General features: G+C 56.8%; 19 protein-coding genes and 1 riboswitch. Of the genes, 10 read left to right on the top strand and 9 right to left on the bottom strand.

From position 1 onward, the window contains the following. Positions 1-52: 52 nt before the first annotated feature. Together KP702_RS04555 and KP702_RS04550 are read right to left on the bottom strand one after the other, a co-directional pair. Positions 53-655: a histidine phosphatase family protein gene (locus tag KP702_RS04555; protein ID WP_202206917.1), complete on the bottom strand. Its 603-nt coding sequence runs from the start codon at positions 653-655 to the stop codon at positions 53-55. Positions 656-682: 27 nt separating this feature from the next. After that, on the bottom strand, positions 683-1,615 hold the full coding sequence (locus KP702_RS04550) for a ribose-phosphate pyrophosphokinase (protein ID WP_046900960.1): 933 nt from the start codon (positions 1,613-1,615) through the stop codon (positions 683-685). A 197-nt stretch (positions 1,616-1,812) separates the two neighbouring features. Between KP702_RS04550 and KP702_RS04545 the strand changes: the two genes are divergently transcribed. The 6 genes from KP702_RS04545 (at position 1,813) to ribH (ending at position 7,005) form a co-directional block, all read left to right on the top strand. Continuing rightward, positions 1,813-2,829 (top strand): DUF563 domain-containing protein, encoded by a 1,017-nt coding sequence (locus KP702_RS04545; RefSeq protein WP_202206916.1) that lies wholly within the window; start codon positions 1,813-1,815, stop codon positions 2,827-2,829. A 139-nt stretch (positions 2,830-2,968) separates the two neighbouring features. Continuing rightward, entirely contained in the window at positions 2,969-3,160 is a 192-nt protein-coding gene (locus KP702_RS04540; RefSeq protein ID WP_046900458.1) for an entericidin A/B family lipoprotein, read from the top strand. 185 nt (positions 3,161-3,345) lie between these two features. Further along, positions 3,346-3,507, top strand: a riboswitch (FMN riboswitch). Positions 3,508-3,690: 183 nt separating this feature from the next. After that, positions 3,691-4,662 carry a bifunctional diaminohydroxyphosphoribosylaminopyrimidine deaminase/5-amino-6-(5-phosphoribosylamino)uracil reductase RibD gene (ribD, locus tag KP702_RS04535; protein ID WP_252348572.1) on the top strand — a complete coding sequence of 324 codons (972 nt, stop codon included), beginning with the start codon at positions 3,691-3,693 and terminating at the stop codon, positions 4,660-4,662. Continuing rightward, positions 4,644-5,282 (top strand): riboflavin synthase, encoded by a 639-nt coding sequence (locus KP702_RS04530; RefSeq protein ID WP_064275216.1) that lies wholly within the window; start codon positions 4,644-4,646, stop codon positions 5,280-5,282. The genes ribD and KP702_RS04530 overlap by 19 nt, the downstream gene beginning before the upstream one ends. After that, positions 5,279-6,532: a 3,4-dihydroxy-2-butanone-4-phosphate synthase gene (gene ribB, locus KP702_RS04525; RefSeq protein ID WP_215768577.1), complete on the top strand. Its 1,254-nt coding sequence runs from the start codon at positions 5,279-5,281 to the stop codon at positions 6,530-6,532. The genes KP702_RS04530 and ribB overlap by 4 nt, the downstream gene beginning before the upstream one ends. Then, on the top strand, positions 6,529-7,005 hold the full coding sequence (ribH, locus tag KP702_RS04520; RefSeq protein ID WP_202206914.1) for a 6,7-dimethyl-8-ribityllumazine synthase: 477 nt from the start codon (positions 6,529-6,531) through the stop codon (positions 7,003-7,005). Before ribB ends, ribH begins: the two co-directional genes overlap by 4 nt. Before the next feature lie 21 nt (positions 7,006-7,026). Here ribH and KP702_RS04515 read toward each other — a convergent pair whose 3' ends face one another. The 6 genes from KP702_RS04515 to pqqA form a co-directional block, all read right to left on the bottom strand. Further along, on the bottom strand, positions 7,027-8,187 hold the full coding sequence (locus KP702_RS04515) for a pyridoxal phosphate-dependent aminotransferase (protein WP_215768576.1): 1,161 nt from the start codon (positions 8,185-8,187) through the stop codon (positions 7,027-7,029). Positions 8,188-8,207: 20 nt separating this feature from the next. Then, a complete protein-coding gene (pqqE, locus tag KP702_RS04510) occupies positions 8,208-9,275 on the bottom strand; it encodes a pyrroloquinoline quinone biosynthesis protein PqqE (protein WP_215749663.1) in 1,068 nt (355 codons plus the stop codon). Further along, positions 9,272-9,547: a pyrroloquinoline quinone biosynthesis peptide chaperone PqqD gene (gene pqqD / locus KP702_RS04505; RefSeq protein ID WP_064275210.1), complete on the bottom strand. Its 276-nt coding sequence runs from the start codon at positions 9,545-9,547 to the stop codon at positions 9,272-9,274. The genes pqqE and pqqD overlap by 4 nt, the downstream gene beginning before the upstream one ends. After that, positions 9,544-10,263: a pyrroloquinoline-quinone synthase PqqC gene (gene pqqC / locus KP702_RS04500; RefSeq protein WP_215768575.1), complete on the bottom strand. Its 720-nt coding sequence runs from the start codon at positions 10,261-10,263 to the stop codon at positions 9,544-9,546. Before pqqC ends, pqqD begins: the two co-directional genes overlap by 4 nt. Further along, entirely contained in the window at positions 10,260-11,174 is a 915-nt protein-coding gene (pqqB, locus tag KP702_RS04495) for a pyrroloquinoline quinone biosynthesis protein PqqB (protein WP_202206911.1), read from the bottom strand. The genes pqqC and pqqB overlap by 4 nt, the downstream gene beginning before the upstream one ends. 88 nt (positions 11,175-11,262) lie before the next feature. Continuing rightward, the gene (gene pqqA, locus KP702_RS04490) at positions 11,263-11,343 is read right to left on the bottom strand and encodes a pyrroloquinoline quinone precursor peptide PqqA (protein ID WP_010502998.1); all 81 of its coding nucleotides are present in this window, start codon (positions 11,341-11,343) and stop codon (positions 11,263-11,265) included. Between the two features lie 174 nt (positions 11,344-11,517). On the opposite strand from pqqA, the gene KP702_RS04485 reads away from it, so the two are divergent. The 3 genes from KP702_RS04485 (at position 11,518) to KP702_RS04475 (ending at position 16,297) form a co-directional block, all read left to right on the top strand. Then, positions 11,518-12,783 (top strand): AI-2E family transporter, encoded by a 1,266-nt coding sequence (locus tag KP702_RS04485; RefSeq protein WP_202206910.1) that lies wholly within the window; start codon positions 11,518-11,520, stop codon positions 12,781-12,783. Between the two features lie 80 nt (positions 12,784-12,863). After that, a complete protein-coding gene (gene gmk / locus KP702_RS04480; RefSeq protein WP_202206909.1) occupies positions 12,864-13,496 on the top strand; it encodes a guanylate kinase in 633 nt (210 codons plus the stop codon). Positions 13,497-13,678: 182 nt separating this feature from the next. Beyond that, positions 13,679-16,297 carry a TonB-dependent siderophore receptor gene (locus KP702_RS04475; protein ID WP_202206908.1) on the top strand — a complete coding sequence of 873 codons (2,619 nt, stop codon included), beginning with the start codon at positions 13,679-13,681 and terminating at the stop codon, positions 16,295-16,297. Positions 16,298-16,344: 47 nt separating this feature from the next. Here KP702_RS04475 and KP702_RS04470 read toward each other — a convergent pair whose 3' ends face one another. Continuing rightward, on the bottom strand, positions 16,345-17,118 hold the full coding sequence (locus tag KP702_RS04470) for an SDR family oxidoreductase (RefSeq protein WP_202206907.1): 774 nt from the start codon (positions 17,116-17,118) through the stop codon (positions 16,345-16,347). A 131-nt stretch (positions 17,119-17,249) separates the two neighbouring features. Between KP702_RS04470 and KP702_RS04465 the strand changes: the two genes are divergently transcribed. Continuing rightward, entirely contained in the window at positions 17,250-18,152 is a 903-nt protein-coding gene (locus tag KP702_RS04465) for a LysR family transcriptional regulator (RefSeq protein WP_202206906.1), read from the top strand.

The raw sequence follows: 18,152 nt of genomic DNA, 5'->3' as shown, positions 1-18,152 counted from the left end.
ATTTGTTGAAACAGGGGTCCATTCCATGAAGAACCCAAGCGGTAGAGGAAGATTACGCGTCTTCTGGAATGTAAGGGAGAATGGACCATCCCGCCTCTGAGGGTGACAGATAAAGCGGGGTTGCATTTGGCAAACGAACATTGACGGGTAGACTCATTCCCGCCCGCAGGCTTCTGAACAAGGCGCCATGTGCGACAAAGAGGGGTGTTCCGTCAGTTTGCAGGGAGCGGTTAACCGCTCCAACAGCACGTGCCTGAAGGGTTGCAAAGCTTTCAGCACCTTCGGGCGTATAGCCACCTTCAATCCATGGGTCATACCATTCTCCCATGGGTTGCCCCTCCTGCACCCCGAAGCAGACTTCCTTGAGTTCGGGATCAATGATCAGAGGAAGATCAGGCCCCCCGCTGTCACGAATGGCATCACGAGTGTGTTCTGCGGTGACAAGGGCGCGGCAGAGGGGGGAGGCAATAATCCGGTCGAAAGGTGTTTCTCCCTTCCGGAACAGGTCCGCAAAAATCTGACCTGCACGGATCGCCTGTGTCAGCCCCGTGGCATTCAAAGGAATGTCCGTCCGCCCTTGGGAGAGACCTCTGAGGTTCCAGTCTGTTTCACCGTGCCGGAGATACCAGTAAGGCTTGGTCAGGATCTTCGGCATGGATGAAACCTCCAGAGATGGGAAAGCTTAGTCGAAGAGTGAGGAAACCGAGCTTTCGTCTGCAACGGCGCTCATGGCGCGAGCCAGAAGATTAGCAGTCGTAATCTGGCGAATGTTTGGCGTATCGAGCAGCGCCTGGGTGGCTGGGATGCTGTCCGTCAGGGTCAGCATGTTCAATGGACTGTTTTTCACGCGCTCGCAGGCATTACCAGTCAGAACGCCGTGAGTGACATAAGCCTCCACGCCTTCCGCGCCCCGGCTCATGAGAGCATTGGCCGCGTTACAGAGTGATCCACCACTGTCCACAATGTCGTCTACCAGCACGCAATAACGTCCTGAGACATCGCCAATCACGTTCATGACTTCCGACACGCCGGCGCGTTCACGGCGCTTGTCGATGATGGCCAGATCAACGTTCAGACGCTGTGCAAGCTGACGGGCACGAACAACACCACCAACATCAGGAGACACGATCATGAGTTCCCGGTCTGGAAGGCGCGTTTTAAGATCACGCACGAAAAGCGGAGCCGCGTACAGGTTGTCCGTCGGAATATCGAAGAATCCCTGAATCTGCATGGCGTGCAGATCCATTGTCAGGATACGGTTGGCACCTGCTTCTGTCAGCAGATTGGCAACCAGCTTTGCACTAATGGGCGTACGGGGGCCGGACTTGCGATCCTGTCGGGCATATCCAAAATACGGCATGACAGCCGTTACCCGGCGGGCAGACCCACGACGCAGCGCGTCGAGCATCACCAGCAGTTCCATGAGGTGATCGTTTGTCGGCATGCAGGTGCTCTGCACCACGAAAACGTCCTCACCGCGGACGTTCTCCTGAATTTCGACAAAGACTTCGCCATCCGCGAAGCGTTTGACCACGGTTTTGCACACGGGCAGCCGTAGTTCACTCGCCACCGCACGAGCCAGCGGCAGATTACTGTTGCAGGCAACGATCTTCATGAAACGGCCTCGTCTGGTATCCGTCAGGGGGAGAATTGCGCGCTTTCTAACAGCGCACCCCCCTGCTGTCATCAGTTCTGAGCCATTCTTTGCACGGAAGTTGGGCTTGATGTGCTGACCGATGCAAGCGAAACACATTCAAGAACTGTCTGCGCGGCCTGCTGGAGGCTGCTTCAAGCTTCAGGAAAGGTCGGGATATGGCCCTGAAAGACTGTACGGGTTTCGTTGGTCGGAGACTTCTGATTCAGGACCTCCCAAACCAGCGGGACGTCAGAAATGCTGTCTTTATCCCGCCTGGAACTGCCCCGCAGTGGGGACTTTTCGAACCCTCGGGCCGAAGTGTTCCTGAGGGAATGCTCTATACCGGCGCAGGTGCGCTTCACACACCACTCTGTTCCAGAGATTGTGCGGATATTCCGGCGTGCCCGGTTCTGAGTGATGAGTTTGATTATTTTTTCCTTGGAAACCTGAATCCGTCATATCCTTATTTCTTCGCCAACGTCTTCTCTCGCCTGTGGGGTCTTCCTCCTTACGCACGATCACGCCTGAAGCTGGTGTTTAGCAGTCCGCAATCTGTGGCTCAGTTGATGGCGCAGAGCTACTTTAGGACGATCACGACGGCCCTTGATCTGACGGCAGATCATTTCCTGCAGGTTTTATCCCCAGTCCGCTTTCCAAGGATCACAGTTGCAGCGGCGGCATTTGAAGAGCTTTCCTTCATTTATGATGTCTTTGCAGATCTGGCGCACAGCATTGGGCGAAAAATTTTGCCCGAAGGCGAACAGAATCACCCGGGGCGCGTGCTCTTTCTCTCGCAAGAGAAGCTGCCCGAGGGCAATGTCAGGGTGGAAAATGAAAGCCTTTTGACGTCCGCGTTGAGAGCGAAGGGAATTGGAACCGTTTATCCAAGTGAAATGACTTTCCGGGATCAGCTCAAGCTCTGGGCGTCAAATCCCCTCGTGATCGGGTATAATGACGCCTATCTGCATACGAGCCTCTTCTTCCCTCAACGAAGGGTTGTCACACTGGCACATGGTCCGGATATGTGGGTCAACCAGTGCCTGGTCGATAAGGCGAACAACAATCACGCCCGCTATCTGTACGACAGTGCCGGCCTGGAGCCAGTTGGCGCAGGAAGTGGCTTTCATATGAACTACCGGATTCCTGACCCCGAGAAACTTGCAGATGAACTGGCGGACTTTACCTTGGGTTAACCGGATCAACCCCTCGAAGGCATGTTCGATTTCTGTTTCATTTTGAAACAATCGGGCCACACAAACGTCTTGTCGCGGATGAACTTTCCTCCGCGAATAGCGTTTCGATAACGAACGCTTCTTCAAGGAGTTATACCCAATGTCCATCAAGTCCGTCGCCCGTGTTGCACTTTCCCTGACGCTACTGTCTGGTGCCGCCGTCTCTCTCTCGGCCTGCAACACTGTTCGGGGTGCTGGTCAGGACGTCAGTTCCGTGGGCCACAATGTGTCTCGCGGTGCGAACGCAACGCAGGATGCCATTCAGCGTCACACGGATGCCTCCACGCACTGATTGCTGTCTCTCTTCAGGGAGAACAGTCAGAAAAAGCCGCCAGAGTCTTCTCTGGCGGCTTTTTCTATGGTGCTTAAGGAAACCTACAAGATTACGAAATATGACACATAAGCGGTTTTCACGTCTCTTTGTGTGCGATTCCACTTGTAATCTGTGATTTCCCGGTCTCATATTCCTGACTGAACAGACGTTCTCGGGGCGGGGTGAAACTCCCCACCGGCGGTATTGAAGGGATTTCGGTCCCTCCTAAGCCCGCGAGCGCCTTCTTATCCACGGATAGGAAGGGTCAAGCAGATCCGGTGAGACTCCGGAGCCGACGGTCATAGTCCGGATGAGAGAGAACGCAGCACTTGCCCGATTGCTCGGGTGGGAGGACCGTGCATTTTCGCACTCTCCCACTGCGAACATCGGTTAAGGGTGGCGTGCGCCCTGCGAACGTCCCGAATAATGGGACCGTGACCGCAGCCTTGTTGAAACAAACCGCCTTTTCCAGTGCCGTCAGTGCCAGCCAGATCCGAGCAGGATTTCGGATGGCTATTGACCGTGCGGCCGACACATTGGGAGCAACATCTCCCAATCCGTCTGTCGGATGCGCACTGCTCGATGCAGAAGGTCGTGTTCTCACCATCGGCGTTCATCCGAGGGTCGGGCAGCCTCATGCAGAAGCAATGGCTCTTGCACAGGCTCGCGATGCCGGCGTTCTGGGCGATGTGCGCACCGCGATTGTGACGCTTGAGCCCTGCAATCACACGGGGCGTACACCTCCCTGCAGTGAAGCGCTCCGCAATAGTCCCGTCGAGCATGTCTGGATCGGCGTTGCTGATCCTAATCCGCAGGCTGCGGGCGGCGCAGAGCGGCTGCGGGAGATGCCAAACGGGCGCAGCGTGACATTCCTTTCGGATGTCCCGGAAATGGCTGATCTTGAGCGCGATTGCCGTGCCCTTCTGGCGCCTTTCCTGAGCCGCGTCGTTCGTCATCGTCCGTGGATCAGCGTCAAGCAGGCTCTGGATTCAAATGGTACGATGATTCCGCCGATGGGACAGACGACGTTCACGTCCGAAGCCTCACTGACGCTGGCTCATCGTCTTCGCCGCGCTACCGATGCCATCATCACGGGCATTGGTACGGTTCTGGCTGACAAGCCGCGCTTTACAGTGCGTCGGGTAGCGGATCACGCGGATCGAGGCCCACGCCTTCTTGTGGTGTGTGACCGGAAAGGGCGCCTGCCCGCAGACTGGAAAAACGGGATGGAACAGGCCGGGTTCACGGTTCTGGTCACTCCTGACCTTCTCTCCGTCCCTGCCATGCTGGCCGAGCGCGGCGTGAACTGGGCCATGGTGGAAGCCGGTCCATCCCTTCTGAAAACAGTGTCCGACGCTGGTCTATGGGACGACTGGCTGACCATCCGCAAAGACGGCGACACTGATCACATCGAACTTCAATCGCGGGACGAGAGCCCGCTACGACTGCTGAGGGAAAGCGCATGTTCTCTGGAATCATAGAGCGTCTGGGTACTGTCAAAGCCGTCTCCCTCCGTGACAAGGCCATGGACCTGACTGTCGAGACAGGCTTTCCTGATCTTGAGCTAGGCGAAAGCGTCGCAGTGAATGGCGTCTGTCTGACGGTTGAAACGTTCGATGCGGCTGGGGTGGCAACATTTCATCTGAGCGGCGAAACTCTCTCCCGGACGCCTCTCGAGCAGCTCAAAGCCGGTTCCCGCGTTAATCTGGAACGTGCGGTCGCAGCCAATACCCGATTGTCCGGGCATATCGTGCAGGGACATGTCGATAATGTTGCGACGTTTGCCAGTGTCGAAAAATCCGGAGATTCTTACGCCCTCCGCATTTTCGTCCCACAGGCCCTGCGCCAGTATGTCGTGGAAAAAGGCTCCATCACGTTCGATGGGATCAGCCTGACGGTTAACGAACTGCATGATGATGTTGTTCGGGGAAACCAGTCCGGATTTGAGGTTGGTCTGACAATCATCCCACATACCTGGGACCATACCAACCTCTCGTCCCTCACAGTCGGAACACGCATGAACGTGGAGGTCGATGTACTCTCCAAGTACGTCGAAAACCTGCTGCGCTTCTCGCCTACACTTGGAAAGGTTGCGTCATGAAGCCATCCCTGAAAGCTGCCATCGAAGCCATTCGCGCAGGTGGCATGGTCGTCATGGTTGATGACGAGAACCGTGAAAATGAAGGCGATCTGGTCATGGCGGCACAGTTCGCTACTCCGGAAGCCATCAATTTCATGGTGCGTGAAGCGCGGGGTCTGGTCTGCCTTCCTTTGGAAGCTGAGCAGGTGGACCGTCTTGGTCTACCCCCCATGGTTAGCCGCAACCGTGACCCGCGCGGCACGGCCTTCACGGTCTCCATTGAGGCGGCCACAGGCGTAACCACTGGCATTTCGGCCGCAGACCGTGCCCGGACAATCGTTGTTGCTGCCAGCCCTGACGCAACAGCAGCCGATGTCATTTCGCCGGGCCACATCTTTCCTCTGCGCGCGCACCCAGAGGGTGTAATCGCCCGTAACGGCCACACCGAAGGGTCGATCGATATTGCGCGCCTCGCTGGCCTCGAGCCTGCTGGTGTGATCTGCGAAATCATGGCGGACGACGGGAGCATGATGCGCCTGCCCGAATTACGCCGCTTCGCCGCAAAGCATGGAATGCCAGTCGTCAGTATTGCGGACTTGCAGGAGTGGTGCCGCGAGCACGGGCGTGGCTCCGTGGATGATGCTCAACTGATCAGCACACCAGTCCCTGCTGCCGGTGAAATGGTGGCTGTGTCTGCTCTTCCCAGCATTTTCGGTGGCCATGATCTGAAGATTCATGCCTTCCGGGCCGTAGACGGTGTCGAACACGTGGCCCTCGTGAAGGGAGATCCGTCTCAGGGAACCCCGCTGGTTCGACTGCACTCAGAATGTGTCACGGGTGACGTATTGGGGTCTTTGCGGTGCGATTGCGGCGCTCAGCTTCGGGAGGCTCTTGAGCGGATCTCGGCGTCTGAATGTGGCGTGCTGATTTATATGCGCGGTCATGAGGGCCGGGGCATTGGCCTTGCCAACAAGATCCGGGCCTATGAGCTTCAGGATGGTGGCATGGACACAGTGGAGGCAAACGAGGCTCTGGGCCTGCCCGCGGATGCCCGTGAATGGGATGCAGCCGCTGACCTGCTCCGGCATCTGGGCGTCACGTCCCTTCGCCTTCTGACGAACAATCCGGACAAGGAATCCAATCTTGTTCGCTTCGGTTTTGATGTGCAGTCCCGCGAGCGACTGGAAATTGAAGCCAACCCTTTTAACCGGGCCTATCTCGCCACCAAGCGGACGCGGATGGGCCATTTCCTTCAGGAACAGCCCGCATGAGCAAGCATATCCCCGTCGCCCCTGACCTGCGCCTTTCTCCAGCCCCCAAAATGGCGATCATCGTCAGCCGTTTTAACACTGGCATTACAGGTGGCCTGAAGAATGGGGCGCTCGAATGGATGGAAGAGCGCGGCATCACGGATGTGGACGTCTATGATGCTCCGGGGGCGTTTGAGCTGCCGCTTCTTGCTCAGCGACTGGCTAAATCGGGCAAATATGAAGGCGTGATCTGCCTCGGCTGCGTCATCAAGGGAGACACCGCGCACTTTGAGTTTATCTCCTTGGGTGCAACCATCGGTATCATGCAGGCTCAGCTCGCAACGGAAGTACCAGTCGCGTTCGGTATCCTGACAACTTACACCGAAGCACAGGCTGTTGCCCGTTCACGCGAAGACGCTGAGAACAAAGGCCGTGAAGCTGCCGCGGCCTGCGTGGAAAGCGTAGCTTTCCTTCGGAACGTGCCGGTAGCCTAACTCGAATAAGCCAAGACGGTCTCAGTCGTCTTGGCTTAAAGCCCTCTCGTTGGCCTGCTGCCGAAACCAAGGCGTCATGCGACGCACAGCCTCTTCAATCCGATCAGTGGAAACGGCAAAACTGAACCGCATGAAGCGATTACCATTGACTGGGTCGAAGTCTACACCAGGCGCCGTCGTGACCCCCGTTTCCAGAAGAAGCTTACGACAGAACGACAGACTATCCTCTGTGAGATGTCCAATATCCGCGTAAATATAGAATGCACCATCCGGTGGTGCGATATGCGTCAGGCCAAGCGAGGGCAGAGCTTCAAGAAGCAGATCGCGGTTTCGACGATAGGTCTCAATATGGCCATCGAGCTCTTGCCGACAGTCAAAAGCGACCAGTCCTGCATGTTGACTCAGCGCCGATGGTGTGAGGAAAAGATTTCCCATGCGCGCCCGGGCAGCATCTATCTTGTCCGATGGCACAATCAGCCATCCCAGCCGCCACGGAGCCATACTGAAGTATTTTGAAAAGCTGTTGATCACAAGCGCGTCTGAGTCATGTTCCAGAACACTATGGGCGGGCTCCCCGTAGCTCAGACCATGATAAATCTCGTCTGATACAATCCGGATTCCACGGGCCTTGCAGACATCAATGATAGACTGCAATTCACTGTCTGGCAGAATTGTCCCCGTTGGATTGGCAGGGCTGGCAATAATAAGACCGTCTGGTGCAGGTTCCAGCTCGGCCACGGCTTTTGCCGTCAACTGGAAGCGTTCCGCTTCTCCGCAAGGCATTTCCACCGGCATCATATGAAGTGTGCGGAGCGTATTGCGGTAAGCAACATAACCCGGTCGCGCGAGCGCAATACGCTGCCCAGGCACAAAACAACTCGTCAGAGCCAGGACAAGCGCCGGAGAGGCGCCGCAGGTCAGGATTACCTGCTCTGGCTGAACGGCGACGCCGTAGGTCTCCTGGTAATGCCGGGCAATACGCTCCTTGAGTGGCTGGCTTTCCCAGTATCCCATGGGATCTGTCGCCAGAATATGCTGTGCCCGTTCAATGGCTTCCTTCGGCGCACCAGTGGAGGGCTGACCAAATTCCATATGGATGATGCTGCGCCCCTCCGCCGCAAGCTTGTGAGCAAGCGCACTAATGGAGATAGCGTGAAACTGGTCAATGTCCGGAACGGGCATGGGAAACTCGGTACAAAACTTCAGAAGCGACGGTAAACCAGTTCAGGCGTTTCTGCCTGCTCCACCGCCTTCTCGACGATGTCATGAAATGGTGAGCGGCTGCAAACCGGGTCCATGTTGGCGGCATTCCCTGTCAGAGCCAGCGCCTGACAACGACAGCCTCCCCAGTCGATCTCCTTGCGGTCACAGGCCCTGCAGGCTTCCGGCATCCACTCCGTTCCACGAAACATGTTGAACAGGTGGGAATTGTTCCAGATCTCGGCCAGCGATTCATCCCGTACGTTCGGGAAGGTTACATTCGGAATGATTTCCGCAGCATGGCAGGGAAGAACGCGACCAGACGGGGAGATGTTCACGAACCGCTGCCCCCAGCCGCCCATGCAGGGCTTGGGACGGTCTGCATGATAATCTGGCGTGACATAGTCAATGGCCAGACCTCCCTTCTCACGCTCGGCTTCTACAGCACGCGTAGACTCTTCGAGCTGTTCTCTGCTGGGAAGCAGCGCATCGCGGTTTTTGAGGCCCCAGCCATAATACTGGGTATGAGCAATTTCGACGCGGCCAGCCCCAAGCTGACGTGCCAGCTCAAACATTTGTGGAATGCGCGCGACATTTTCCCGGTGAACAACAAAGTTCAACGTCATGGGCATCCCGGACGCCTGAATCAGCCGGGCGGCTTTAAGCTTGCGAGGCTGCGCGCCTTTCAGGCCGCCAATGCGTTCGGCGCCCTCTTCCGTCACATCCTGGAAAGAAAGCTGGATATGATCCAGCCCGGCCTTATCCAGTGCATCAAGTTTGGCTTCATCCAGCAGGACGCCGGACGTAATGAGATTTGTATAAAGATTCAGCTTTCGTGCCAGCGTCACCAGTTCGACCAGATCCGGCCGGGCCATAGGCTCACCGCCCGAGAAGTGAACCTGCAGGACGCCCATCTCCGCCGCCTGTTCAAGCACCCGCCTCCATCCAGCCGTATCCAGCTCTGCCGCCTTGCGTTCCAGATCCAACGGATTGGAGCAGTATGGGCAGGCAAGCGGACAACGATGGGTCAGTTCAGCCAGAAGGCTCATCGGTGGCTGGGGCAAGGTCATGCGCGCAGAACGCCCTTTTCCGTCAGATCAGAAAGAAGCGCGAGAACATCTGTGGAGATGACTTCGCGCGGGGCGGAGAACTGTTCCGTCAGCTTCTCTATAATAGAGCCAACAGGCAGCTCCCCGTCCACAAGACCCAGGATATGTGGGGCGGCGCCTTCGATAATGAAAGCCTTTTCGGGAGCCTGAACAAGCCAGACATCCCGAACACGGTCATGTTGCAACCGATGACCACGCGCAAAGGACAGGACGGTCTCTTCCGTCACGCTCATGGGACGAAAGCGCCCGGCGGGATGTGCCCTTCCACATACGCGTAATCCAGCGCATCCAGCATGGACCACAGAACGGAGCACTTGAACTCCAGAGCACCCAAAACTTCGCGCTGCTGTTCTGGCGTTCGAGCATTCTCCCGCACGTAGGCCAGCGCGAAATCGGAATCCCGAGGAGCCTGCGTAAGGCGTGGGGTGAAATAGGCCAGCGTTTCTTCAGAAATGAAGTCGTAGTGCCGCAGCATCCCCGAGACACGTTCGCTGATGATCGTGGGGGAGAACAGCTCGGTCAGGGAGGATGCGATAGCGGCCAGAATGGACTGATCACGCACGAAATTCACATACGCATCCACAGCAAAGCGCGTCGCGGACAACAGGCCGTCCGTGCTCTCCACATAGTCCCGATCAAGACCCAGACCATCCGTGAGTACGAGCCACCGGGCGACACCACCTGTTCCCGGCTCTGTACCGTCATGATCCTCGATGCGGCGACGCCATTCGCGGCGCAGCTCGGCGGTCGGGAGGCGAGCAAGGAGCGTGGCGTCCTTGGCCGGGATCTTCGCCTGATAATAGTAGCGGTTCAGGGCCCAGGCCTGCACCTGCTGCTTCGTCAGAAGCCCGTCATGCAGCTTGCGGTGGAACGGATGACGGTTGTGATAGCGCTCAGCACCAATCTGGCGGAGACGAGCTTCGAGCTGATCAGGGGTCAGGAGTGTCATGGTGTTTCCAGTCTGAAAGTCATGCCGTCTTCGGACACGGTCCACCCCGCGTTCTCGACGTCTTTGCGTTCCGGACTGTCTTCCATCAGAACCGGGTTCGAGTTGTTGATGTGAATCAAGACTTTACGCGGTTTTGAGCAGGACGCGAAGCACTTCACCGGGCCACCACTATCCCGGACAGAAACGTGCCCCATACGCTGACCTGTCTTGGGACTCAGCCCTGCGCGGATCATTTCATCATCGCGCCATAGGGTGCCGTCAAAAAACAGCAGATCCGCTTGAGCGGCACGTTCGATGATTTCTGGTGTGATGTGAGCGCAGCCGGGGATGAACAGAACCGTTTGCTTTCCATCCGTGATGGACACACCCAGTGTCTCATCAGGTCGGGAACCTTCGGCTTCTGCATAAAGCGGAGCTTTCCCCGGCACAGCAAAGGCTGTGAGCGTCAGACCTGACAGGCTGCCATCCTTCAGCTTTAAAGCGGTAGGCGCATCAAGCGTCAGAGGAACGCGCGGGACAATTGCAGGATCGAGCGCACCGAAGATCGGATTGGCCGCCAGTTGCTCCAGTGTGGAGTCACTCCCCATGAGCGTGAAAGGCTCACGTTCCCGCAGGGTCAGCAGACCCGTAATGGCGTCAATTTCACCACAGGTGAGAATGACGCTCTGGATCGGGGTCCCGCGCAGACTGCCCTGATGGTGAAGGGCCGGAGTCTCGATAATCTGCTGCCGGAGATCAGGGGAGGCGTTGAGAACAAACCAGTGCTCTCCATCAGCACTCACGGCAATGGAGGCCTGAGTGCGAGGGCGTGCGCCCTGTCGCGTGCGGGCGGCTACACAACCCGGCGCTGCGGAGTTCCATTGGGGGAAACCACCGCCGGCCGCGGAGCCGAGCACGATGACATCAATCATTTTTCAGAAAACCGTCTGGGAAGCATGAACAGAAAACGGCCGCCCCTGTGGGAGGCGGCCGCCATTTTCCCCGAAAGGGAAAAGATAATTACTTCTTCTCGCCGCAGACGTACGAGTTGATTTCTGCGCCTAGCGGAATTTCGGTAACTTTCGGCGTGTTCCAAGCCATGGCTGTTCTCCTAGCTCCAGGTTCGCCAGCAGGGCAGACCCCCACCAGCTCTGATCATTATTTAGTTACCTCTTCCCACTGGAGTTCAAGAGGGTTTTTGGGCAGAACACGCAACTGTGTCCTCTGTCAGGGCTTTTACCCTGACGTCACCCTTCTCCGCTTCAGGCATCAAACATGTCCGGCCGTCCGACAGAGCCTTCCGCAGTTTCCAGCCAGAAAGGCTCTCTTCCGCCGGAAGAGGATGCATCCGGCCCAAGTTGGCCCCCTCCGCGGGATAACGATGAGCTGCCAGATCCGACGCTCGACCGTAACATATTACGTCAGCACCTGAACGTCCGGGACATCTGCGTTCTGATTCTGACGATTCTGGCCGTATTCTACTCTCTATACTTCACAGCCCCCATTCTTCTGCCGTTCGTGTTCGCACTAGTCGTCAATCTGATGATGATCGCCCCTATGCGCTTCCTTCGGCAGAGGCTTCATCTTCCCAAACATCTGGCTGCCCTTCTGTTGATCGTTGCCATGTTTGGCGTGGTTGGAGGGATTGCGACCACGATTTCCGTCCCCGCGGCGGGATGGATTTCCCGCGCACCACAGACCCTCCCTGCTCTTCAGAGCAAACTGGCCGTCATGCGAGGGCCGATTGAAGTCATGCAGCGGGATTACATGCGGCTTTCCGGGATGTTCGGCGGCTACAGACCCTCTGGTTCTCATGCCGTAGCGGCTCCGATTGGTGGAGAGAATGCCCTCAGCCGCCTTGGAACGTCGGTTCTCGCGGGCACCAGGGAAATTGCAGGCGGCTTCTTTTCCATGCTGCTGATGCTCTTCTTCCTCATGACGGAAGGGGACACACTGCTACGCCGGATTGTGGAAATCATGCCCACATTCCGGAAGAAGCGTCGGCTCGTTCAGATTACGACCCAGATCGAACGGAATGTCTCGCTTTACCTTGCAACCATCACGATGATGAACCTGTTGGTGGGGCTTGCGAACATGATCCAGTGCTGGGCAACGGGCATGCCCAATCCCCTGCTCTGGGGGGTTCTGGCTTTTTTGCTCAACTACATCCCGATCATCGGCCCCCTGACCGGAATGGTGGTTTATTTCGTTGTAGGGCTCTTTACCTTCCCGTCCCTGCTTTATGCACTGGTTCCCCCTTCCATCTACCTGCTGATTCATGTGCTGGAAGGAGAAACCATCACCCCTATGCTTCTGGCCCGGCGTTTCACGCTGAACCCGGTTTTCGTCATGGGGTCTCTTCTGTTCTGGGACTGGATGTGGGGCATTTCCGGCGCCTTCCTGTCCGTCCCGATGCTCGCCGTTTTCAAGATCATCTGTGACCATATCGAGGTTCTGGCCCCCCTCGGCCACATCCTTGGCGGATCCCGCAGACGGTCTCTCAGCAGCGCAATAACAGCCCAGCTTCAGTCCGAAACCTGAGGAACATCTGGTCAGACAAGGGGTTTTCAGGCTAGAGGCAGCGACATTGTCCTGCCTCAGGAAACATCAAGGAGACCCTCATGATCCAACAGCCCCGACGCGGTGTCTGCCTGGTGATTTCAGCCCCCTCCGGTGCGGGTAAATCCACGATTGCAAACGCCCTTCGTGCGTCAGAGCCATCATTGAAGCACTCTGTTTCCGTGACGACCCGTGGGCCGCGCCCCGGGGAAGTCGAAGGGGTTCATTACCACTTCCGGGATATCGAAGCCTTTCGCACAATGGCAGACGCCGGAGAGCTTCTGGAATGGGCAGAAGTTTTCGGCCGTGGCTATGGCACGCCACGCGCGCCCGTTGAGGAGGCATTAGAGGCCGGTCATGACATGGTCTTTGACATTGACTGGCAAGGCCATCGCCAGCTGAGAGCCGCCCTCCCCGCAGACGTAGTGAGCCTGTTTGTTCTGCCACCGTCGCTTGAAGAACTGGAACGCAGGCTTCACAAACGGGCCTCTGACGACCCGGCAGAAATTGCAAAGCGCATGAAAGCCGCGCTGGATGAAATTTCTCACTGGGCAGAGTTTGACCACACGATCATTAATTCTGACCTCGATACAGCTATCTCTCAAGCCAGATCTGTTCTGACTGCTGCACGGCTTGCGACACGAAGGCAGAGAAACCTCTCCAATATTGTAGCGGCCTTCAACAAGACCGCCTGACATCTTCAAAATCTGAATGTTCCAGAAGGCCGCAATTTACTGATTACGGCCTTTGTTTCTTTTTCAGAATGACAAAACATTTCGGTATCAGAATTTGCATAGCCAGACGTAACGAGTTCGTTATGAATAATGACAGCAGCGTTGGTGCTGCAGAAGACCGTAGCTTATTGGGAGTCGACGGTATGTCATCAAGGCGTCTCTTTTTCTTCGCAACAACGTCTCTCCTGGCGTCCACCGTCGGAACCCATGCTTTTGCCGCAACACGTACGGCAACGGCGAATACTCATCCCAAAACCATCCATCGTCATGCCACGCCTCAGGCAGCAACAACGCCCACGGCAGTGAAGCGACAGGCTGTGCAGCATCACGCTGCTGAAGGCGGCAATGAGAGCATGATCGTTACGGGGACACATGCCAGTAACAAAAGGGCTCGAGACAGCTCGAGCCCGGTAACAGTCGTGTCCGCCGCAACGCTGCGACGGTCCGGCCAGATGAATCTGGCTGATGCCCTGACCCGCACCTATGCTTCGATCAACGTCTCTGCGAAGGGAAGTGATACCGCCGCTCTCACGTCCTCAATCCGGATGCGTGGCCTTAACCCAAACCAGGTGCTGATCCTGATTGATGGCAAGCGCCGCCACGTCACAGCCAACATCGTACAGAACGCCGGGCCCCAATTTGGCTCCACGCCAGTCGATCTGAATATGATCCCGGCAAACATGATCGACCACATCGAAGTTCTGGAAGATGGCGCAGCAGCCATGTACGGCTCCGATGCGATTGCAGGCGTGGTGAACATCATCACCAAGAAGCAGAATCACGGCCTGAACATGTCCGCTCAAACTGGCGCGAACGCCTATAACGGAGACGGATGGCAGTATCAGCTCAATGCTGATGGTGGCTTCAAACTTGGCCATGATGGTTTCATGCACATCAGCGGGCAGGTTTATCACACGGATCACTTTGTTGCTGGCGCGAATGACCATCGCCTTCTGGGAAGCTGGCCGGCAGGCGCCAACACCAATGGCTACTATACAGGCGTTGTGGCCAATGCCGTGAACGTGCCGAAAAATTCTAACAAAATCATGAGCACCCCCGAAGAAACCCGTGAAAATCTGGGGATTGATTTCGGGAAGCCGATTACTGAAAAAATCGATCTGTATGGACAGGTGACCTACGCCCATCGGCATGCCGAAGCCATTCAGAATTACCGTGTCCCCAGCATTGCTCCAACGCTGTATCCTTCCGGCTTTTCTCCGCTCGAAGTCATTGATGAAGACGACTACGCCGGTGAACTCGGCCTCAAAGGGCATGATTTCTATGGCTTCGACTGGGATCTGAGCACGGTTTACGGTGCAGATCAGGATAAGATCAGCAACAAGAACACGGCCAACACCGGTATGCTGGGCTCTACCTGCAACAACGGCAACGTCGCCAATTATTCCTCCACCGGGTGTGGCTGGTCTCCCACGACTGTGCGCGCGCTGAACTACCGTAATGCCCAGTGGACCAACAATCTGGATTTCCGCCGGAAGATCAACATCTTCAACACCGTCCCGATGGTTCTTGCCTTTGGGGGTGAACATCGCCTCGAGATGTATGACATCGTCGCTGGTGAACCCGCTTCTTACGAAGTTGGTGGTACGCAGGGTTATGCTGGTCTGCGACCACAGAATGCGGGCTCCTGGAGCCGAAACATCTGGGCCGCATATATCGACGGCGATTTCCACCCTCTGAAGCACTGGGATCTGGATTTCGCAGGCCGCTTCGAGCATTACACAGACGTTGGCAATGCCCAGAACGGCAAGGTCTCCACACGCTACGACGCAACGCCCTGGCTGGCCTTCCGCGGAACGATCAGCACAGGCTTCCGTGCCCCGACCCTCGCCGAGCAGCACTACAGCACGATGAGTGTGAGCCCGACCAGCGCCAGTGGCCTTCTGCCTGTCAGCTCCGCAGCAGCACAGATCTTGGGTGCCAGCCCGCTCAAGCCCGAATATTCCGTAAGCTCCAGTGGCGGCGTCGTCGTGGAACCGGTCAAGGGCTTCCATGTGGAGGCAGACGTCTATCAGATCAATCTGCGCAACCGCATTTCGCAAGGTGGAACCACGAAGGGTCAGGCGGCTGTCGACGCCATTCAGGCCATGGGTTACGCGCTGCCCGTCAACTCTTTTGATATCAGCAACGTCTCGGCCTATTACTTTGCCAACGTTGCCAGCACGCGGACACAGGGCCTGGACATCAAGGCTGACTACACGTTCCACCTGCATCGTTACGGTAATCTCGCCCTCAGCATGGCGCTGGATCTGAACCGTACCCGCATGCATCATGTTGCCAGCGATACAAACGGCAACCCGCTGCTCAATGCGCAGACAATTGGTTATCTCACGACGGGCTACCCGCGTAGCAAGATCATCCTCAACGCCTACTACACAGTCGGCAAGTGGGACATCAACGTGCGTCAGACGCGTTACGGCGAAACCACCAGCATGATGACCTATCAGGACTGGACGCCAGCTTCTGCCACCTGTGCTGCTGCGGGAGGAGCTGCCCTTCGTTACTCCAACACCTGCTTTGGTCAGTTCAAGAACACACCGCGCTGGCTGACCGATCTTGAAGTCGGCTATCGCTTCAACGAGCACTGGCATGTGGCTGTTGGCGGCAACAACGTCTTCAACATTCGTCCCCGCAGACTGCCAGAAGAGCTGAGCTCCTACGGTGCCGCTGTCTATGACTCCAACTCTGCACAGGTGCCGATCAACGGCGGCTACTATTACGGCCGTATCAACGCGACATTCTGAGCCTGCAAAGGGCTGCCAGGGAGAAAACCCCTGGCAGCCCTTTTTTCTTACTTGGTCGTGTATCCACCATTCACAAGAATGGTCTGACCCGTCATCCACCAGCCATCAGACACAAGCGTCCGGACAAAGGGGACAACATCCTCAATATCGGTCAGGCCGGTCTTGCTCAGAGCTGACAGGGCAGCAGCCGTCTTATGATATGCGACGGCATCCGCACCTTCCTGCCCGTAGAAGAAGGGCGTATCCATTGGCCCGGGACCGATCGCATTCACGGAAATGCCTCGTGCACCGTACTCTTTGGAAGCAGCCCGGGTGAAATGCTCAACAGCCGCTTTGCTTCCCGCATAGGTGGAGTAGAACGGTGTGTAAGCTCCCAGAAGTGACGTAACGAGCGTTAGAATCTTGCCGTTATCGTTAAGATGTTCTCCAGCTTCCTTGATGAAGAAAAAAGCCGACTTCGTGTTCACGTCGAACATCTCGTCGAACTCCTGCTCAGACGTCTCTGCCATCGGCTTCTTGAGCACCTTGCCAACCGTATTGATCGCAATATCCGGCCGACCAATCGCAGCCACAGTGTCAGCAAACAGCTTGGTGTTCCCACCCGCGGCTCTCAGGTCCTGCTGAAAGGCGACGGCCTCCACACCCTGGGCTTTGAGAGCCGCGACCGTTTCGTCCGCATCGGGTTTTGTGGCTGCACCGTTGTAGTGAATGGCGATGGCCCGAGCCCCATGAGCCGCAAGATCCCGAGCGATCAGGCCGCCAAGGTTCTTGGCGCCCCCAGCAATAAGAACCGTTTTTCCTTTGATACTGTGATCTGTCATGATCCGGTCTCCGCGTTTTTGAAATGGAACGCGCAGGCTACCGTCTGACGGAACACAACAAAGGCTGTATTCCTGACGACACCTGTCAGGAATCACGAACAAACTCAGGGCCCTGCTCTGCGGAGATTTTTTTGGACCGGATCGACCTCTTCCGCATTTTCACCAGAGTCGTTGAAACCTCCAGTTTCACACGCACGGCTGACATGCTGAACATGCCACGTTCGACCATCTCCACAGCCATTCGTGATCTGGAAACGCGAGCAGGAACACGCTTGCTCGCCAGAACCACGCGCGCGGTCTCTCCCACTCAGGACGGACTGGCTTTTTACAAGCGGTGCCTGCGCGTCATCGGAGAGGTGGAGGACATTGAAACGCTGTTCCGGAAAGACCGTGACGGCCTCAGTGGTGTCGTAAGGGTCAATATGCCGGGCAGGATCGGGCGCCTCATTGTTGCTCCGGCTTTACCCGATTTTTTATCCCGTCACCCTGGTTTGTCCGTCGATCTTGGCGTCACGGACAGAGCCATCAATCTGGTGGAAGACAGAGCAGATTGCGTTCTGCGCGTAGGGCCGTTGCAAGACTCCGGTCTCATCAGCCGCAGGATCGGAGAACTCAATCTGATCAACGTCGCGAGTGCGGCCTACCTTGACCAGTTTGGCTGCCCTGCCCACCCAGATGCCCTGAACGATCATTATGTGGTGCGATATGCATCCCCCGTTACTGGCCGACCGGAAGAATGGGAATGGCAGGAGGGCGGAGAGACCAGAACCGCTTCGCCACCCAGTCGTGTGACGGTTGATAATGCTGAAGCCCTCATTGCCTGCTGCCTGGCCGGGCTGGGTCTGATCCAGATTCCGGCCTATGACGTGCAGCAGCATATTCAGGCTGGAGAGCTCGTCAGCGTGATGCCTGAATGGTGCGCAGAGGCTCTGCCCATGACCATTCTATATCCACACAGGCACTCCGCTGGTGATCGTGTGACAACATTCGTGGACTGGCTGGAGCCTCTCATCAAAAGCCATGTTCTGACGTGA

The organism is Gluconobacter sp. P5B12 (assembly GCF_018812035.1).
Lineage (GTDB): Bacteria > Pseudomonadota > Alphaproteobacteria > Acetobacterales > Acetobacteraceae > Gluconobacter.
The sequence above is the reverse complement of the archived record's forward strand: the minus strand, read 5'-3'. Positions and strand labels throughout refer to the sequence as shown.

Coding starts and splice junctions, on each gene's coding strand:
- KP702_RS04530 (WP_064275216.1), top strand. CDS start 4,644: ATGTTCTCTGGAATCATAGAGCGTCTGGGTACTGTCAAAGCCGTCTCC.
- pqqC (WP_215768575.1), bottom strand. CDS start 10,263: ATGACACTCCTGACCCCTGATCAGCTCGAAGCTCGTCTCCGCCAGATT.
- KP702_RS04470 (WP_202206907.1), bottom strand. CDS start 17,118: ATGACAGATCACAGTATCAAAGGAAAAACGGTTCTTATTGCTGGGGGC.
- pqqA (WP_010502998.1), bottom strand. CDS start 11,343: ATGGCTTGGAACACGCCGAAAGTTACCGAAATTCCGCTAGGCGCAGAA.
- KP702_RS04485 (WP_202206910.1), top strand. CDS start 11,518: ATGTCCGGCCGTCCGACAGAGCCTTCCGCAGTTTCCAGCCAGAAAGGC.
- gmk (WP_202206909.1), top strand. CDS start 12,864: ATGATCCAACAGCCCCGACGCGGTGTCTGCCTGGTGATTTCAGCCCCC.
- KP702_RS04545 (WP_202206916.1), top strand. CDS start 1,813: ATGGCCCTGAAAGACTGTACGGGTTTCGTTGGTCGGAGACTTCTGATT.
- KP702_RS04540 (WP_046900458.1), top strand. CDS start 2,969: ATGTCCATCAAGTCCGTCGCCCGTGTTGCACTTTCCCTGACGCTACTG.
- pqqB (WP_202206911.1), bottom strand. CDS start 11,174: ATGATTGATGTCATCGTGCTCGGCTCCGCGGCCGGCGGTGGTTTCCCC.
- KP702_RS04555 (WP_202206917.1), bottom strand. CDS start 655: ATGCCGAAGATCCTGACCAAGCCTTACTGGTATCTCCGGCACGGTGAA.
- KP702_RS04475 (WP_202206908.1), top strand. CDS start 13,679: ATGTCATCAAGGCGTCTCTTTTTCTTCGCAACAACGTCTCTCCTGGCG.
- KP702_RS04515 (WP_215768576.1), bottom strand. CDS start 8,187: ATGCCCGTTCCGGACATTGACCAGTTTCACGCTATCTCCATTAGTGCG.
- pqqE (WP_215749663.1), bottom strand. CDS start 9,275: ATGACCTTGCCCCAGCCACCGATGAGCCTTCTGGCTGAACTGACCCAT.
- ribD (WP_252348572.1), top strand. CDS start 3,691: ATGGCTATTGACCGTGCGGCCGACACATTGGGAGCAACATCTCCCAAT.
- pqqD (WP_064275210.1), bottom strand. CDS start 9,547: ATGAGCGTGACGGAAGAGACCGTCCTGTCCTTTGCGCGTGGTCATCGG.
- KP702_RS04550 (WP_046900960.1), bottom strand. CDS start 1,615: ATGAAGATCGTTGCCTGCAACAGTAATCTGCCGCTGGCTCGTGCGGTG.
- ribH (WP_202206914.1), top strand. CDS start 6,529: ATGAGCAAGCATATCCCCGTCGCCCCTGACCTGCGCCTTTCTCCAGCC.
- ribB (WP_215768577.1), top strand. CDS start 5,279: ATGAAGCCATCCCTGAAAGCTGCCATCGAAGCCATTCGCGCAGGTGGC.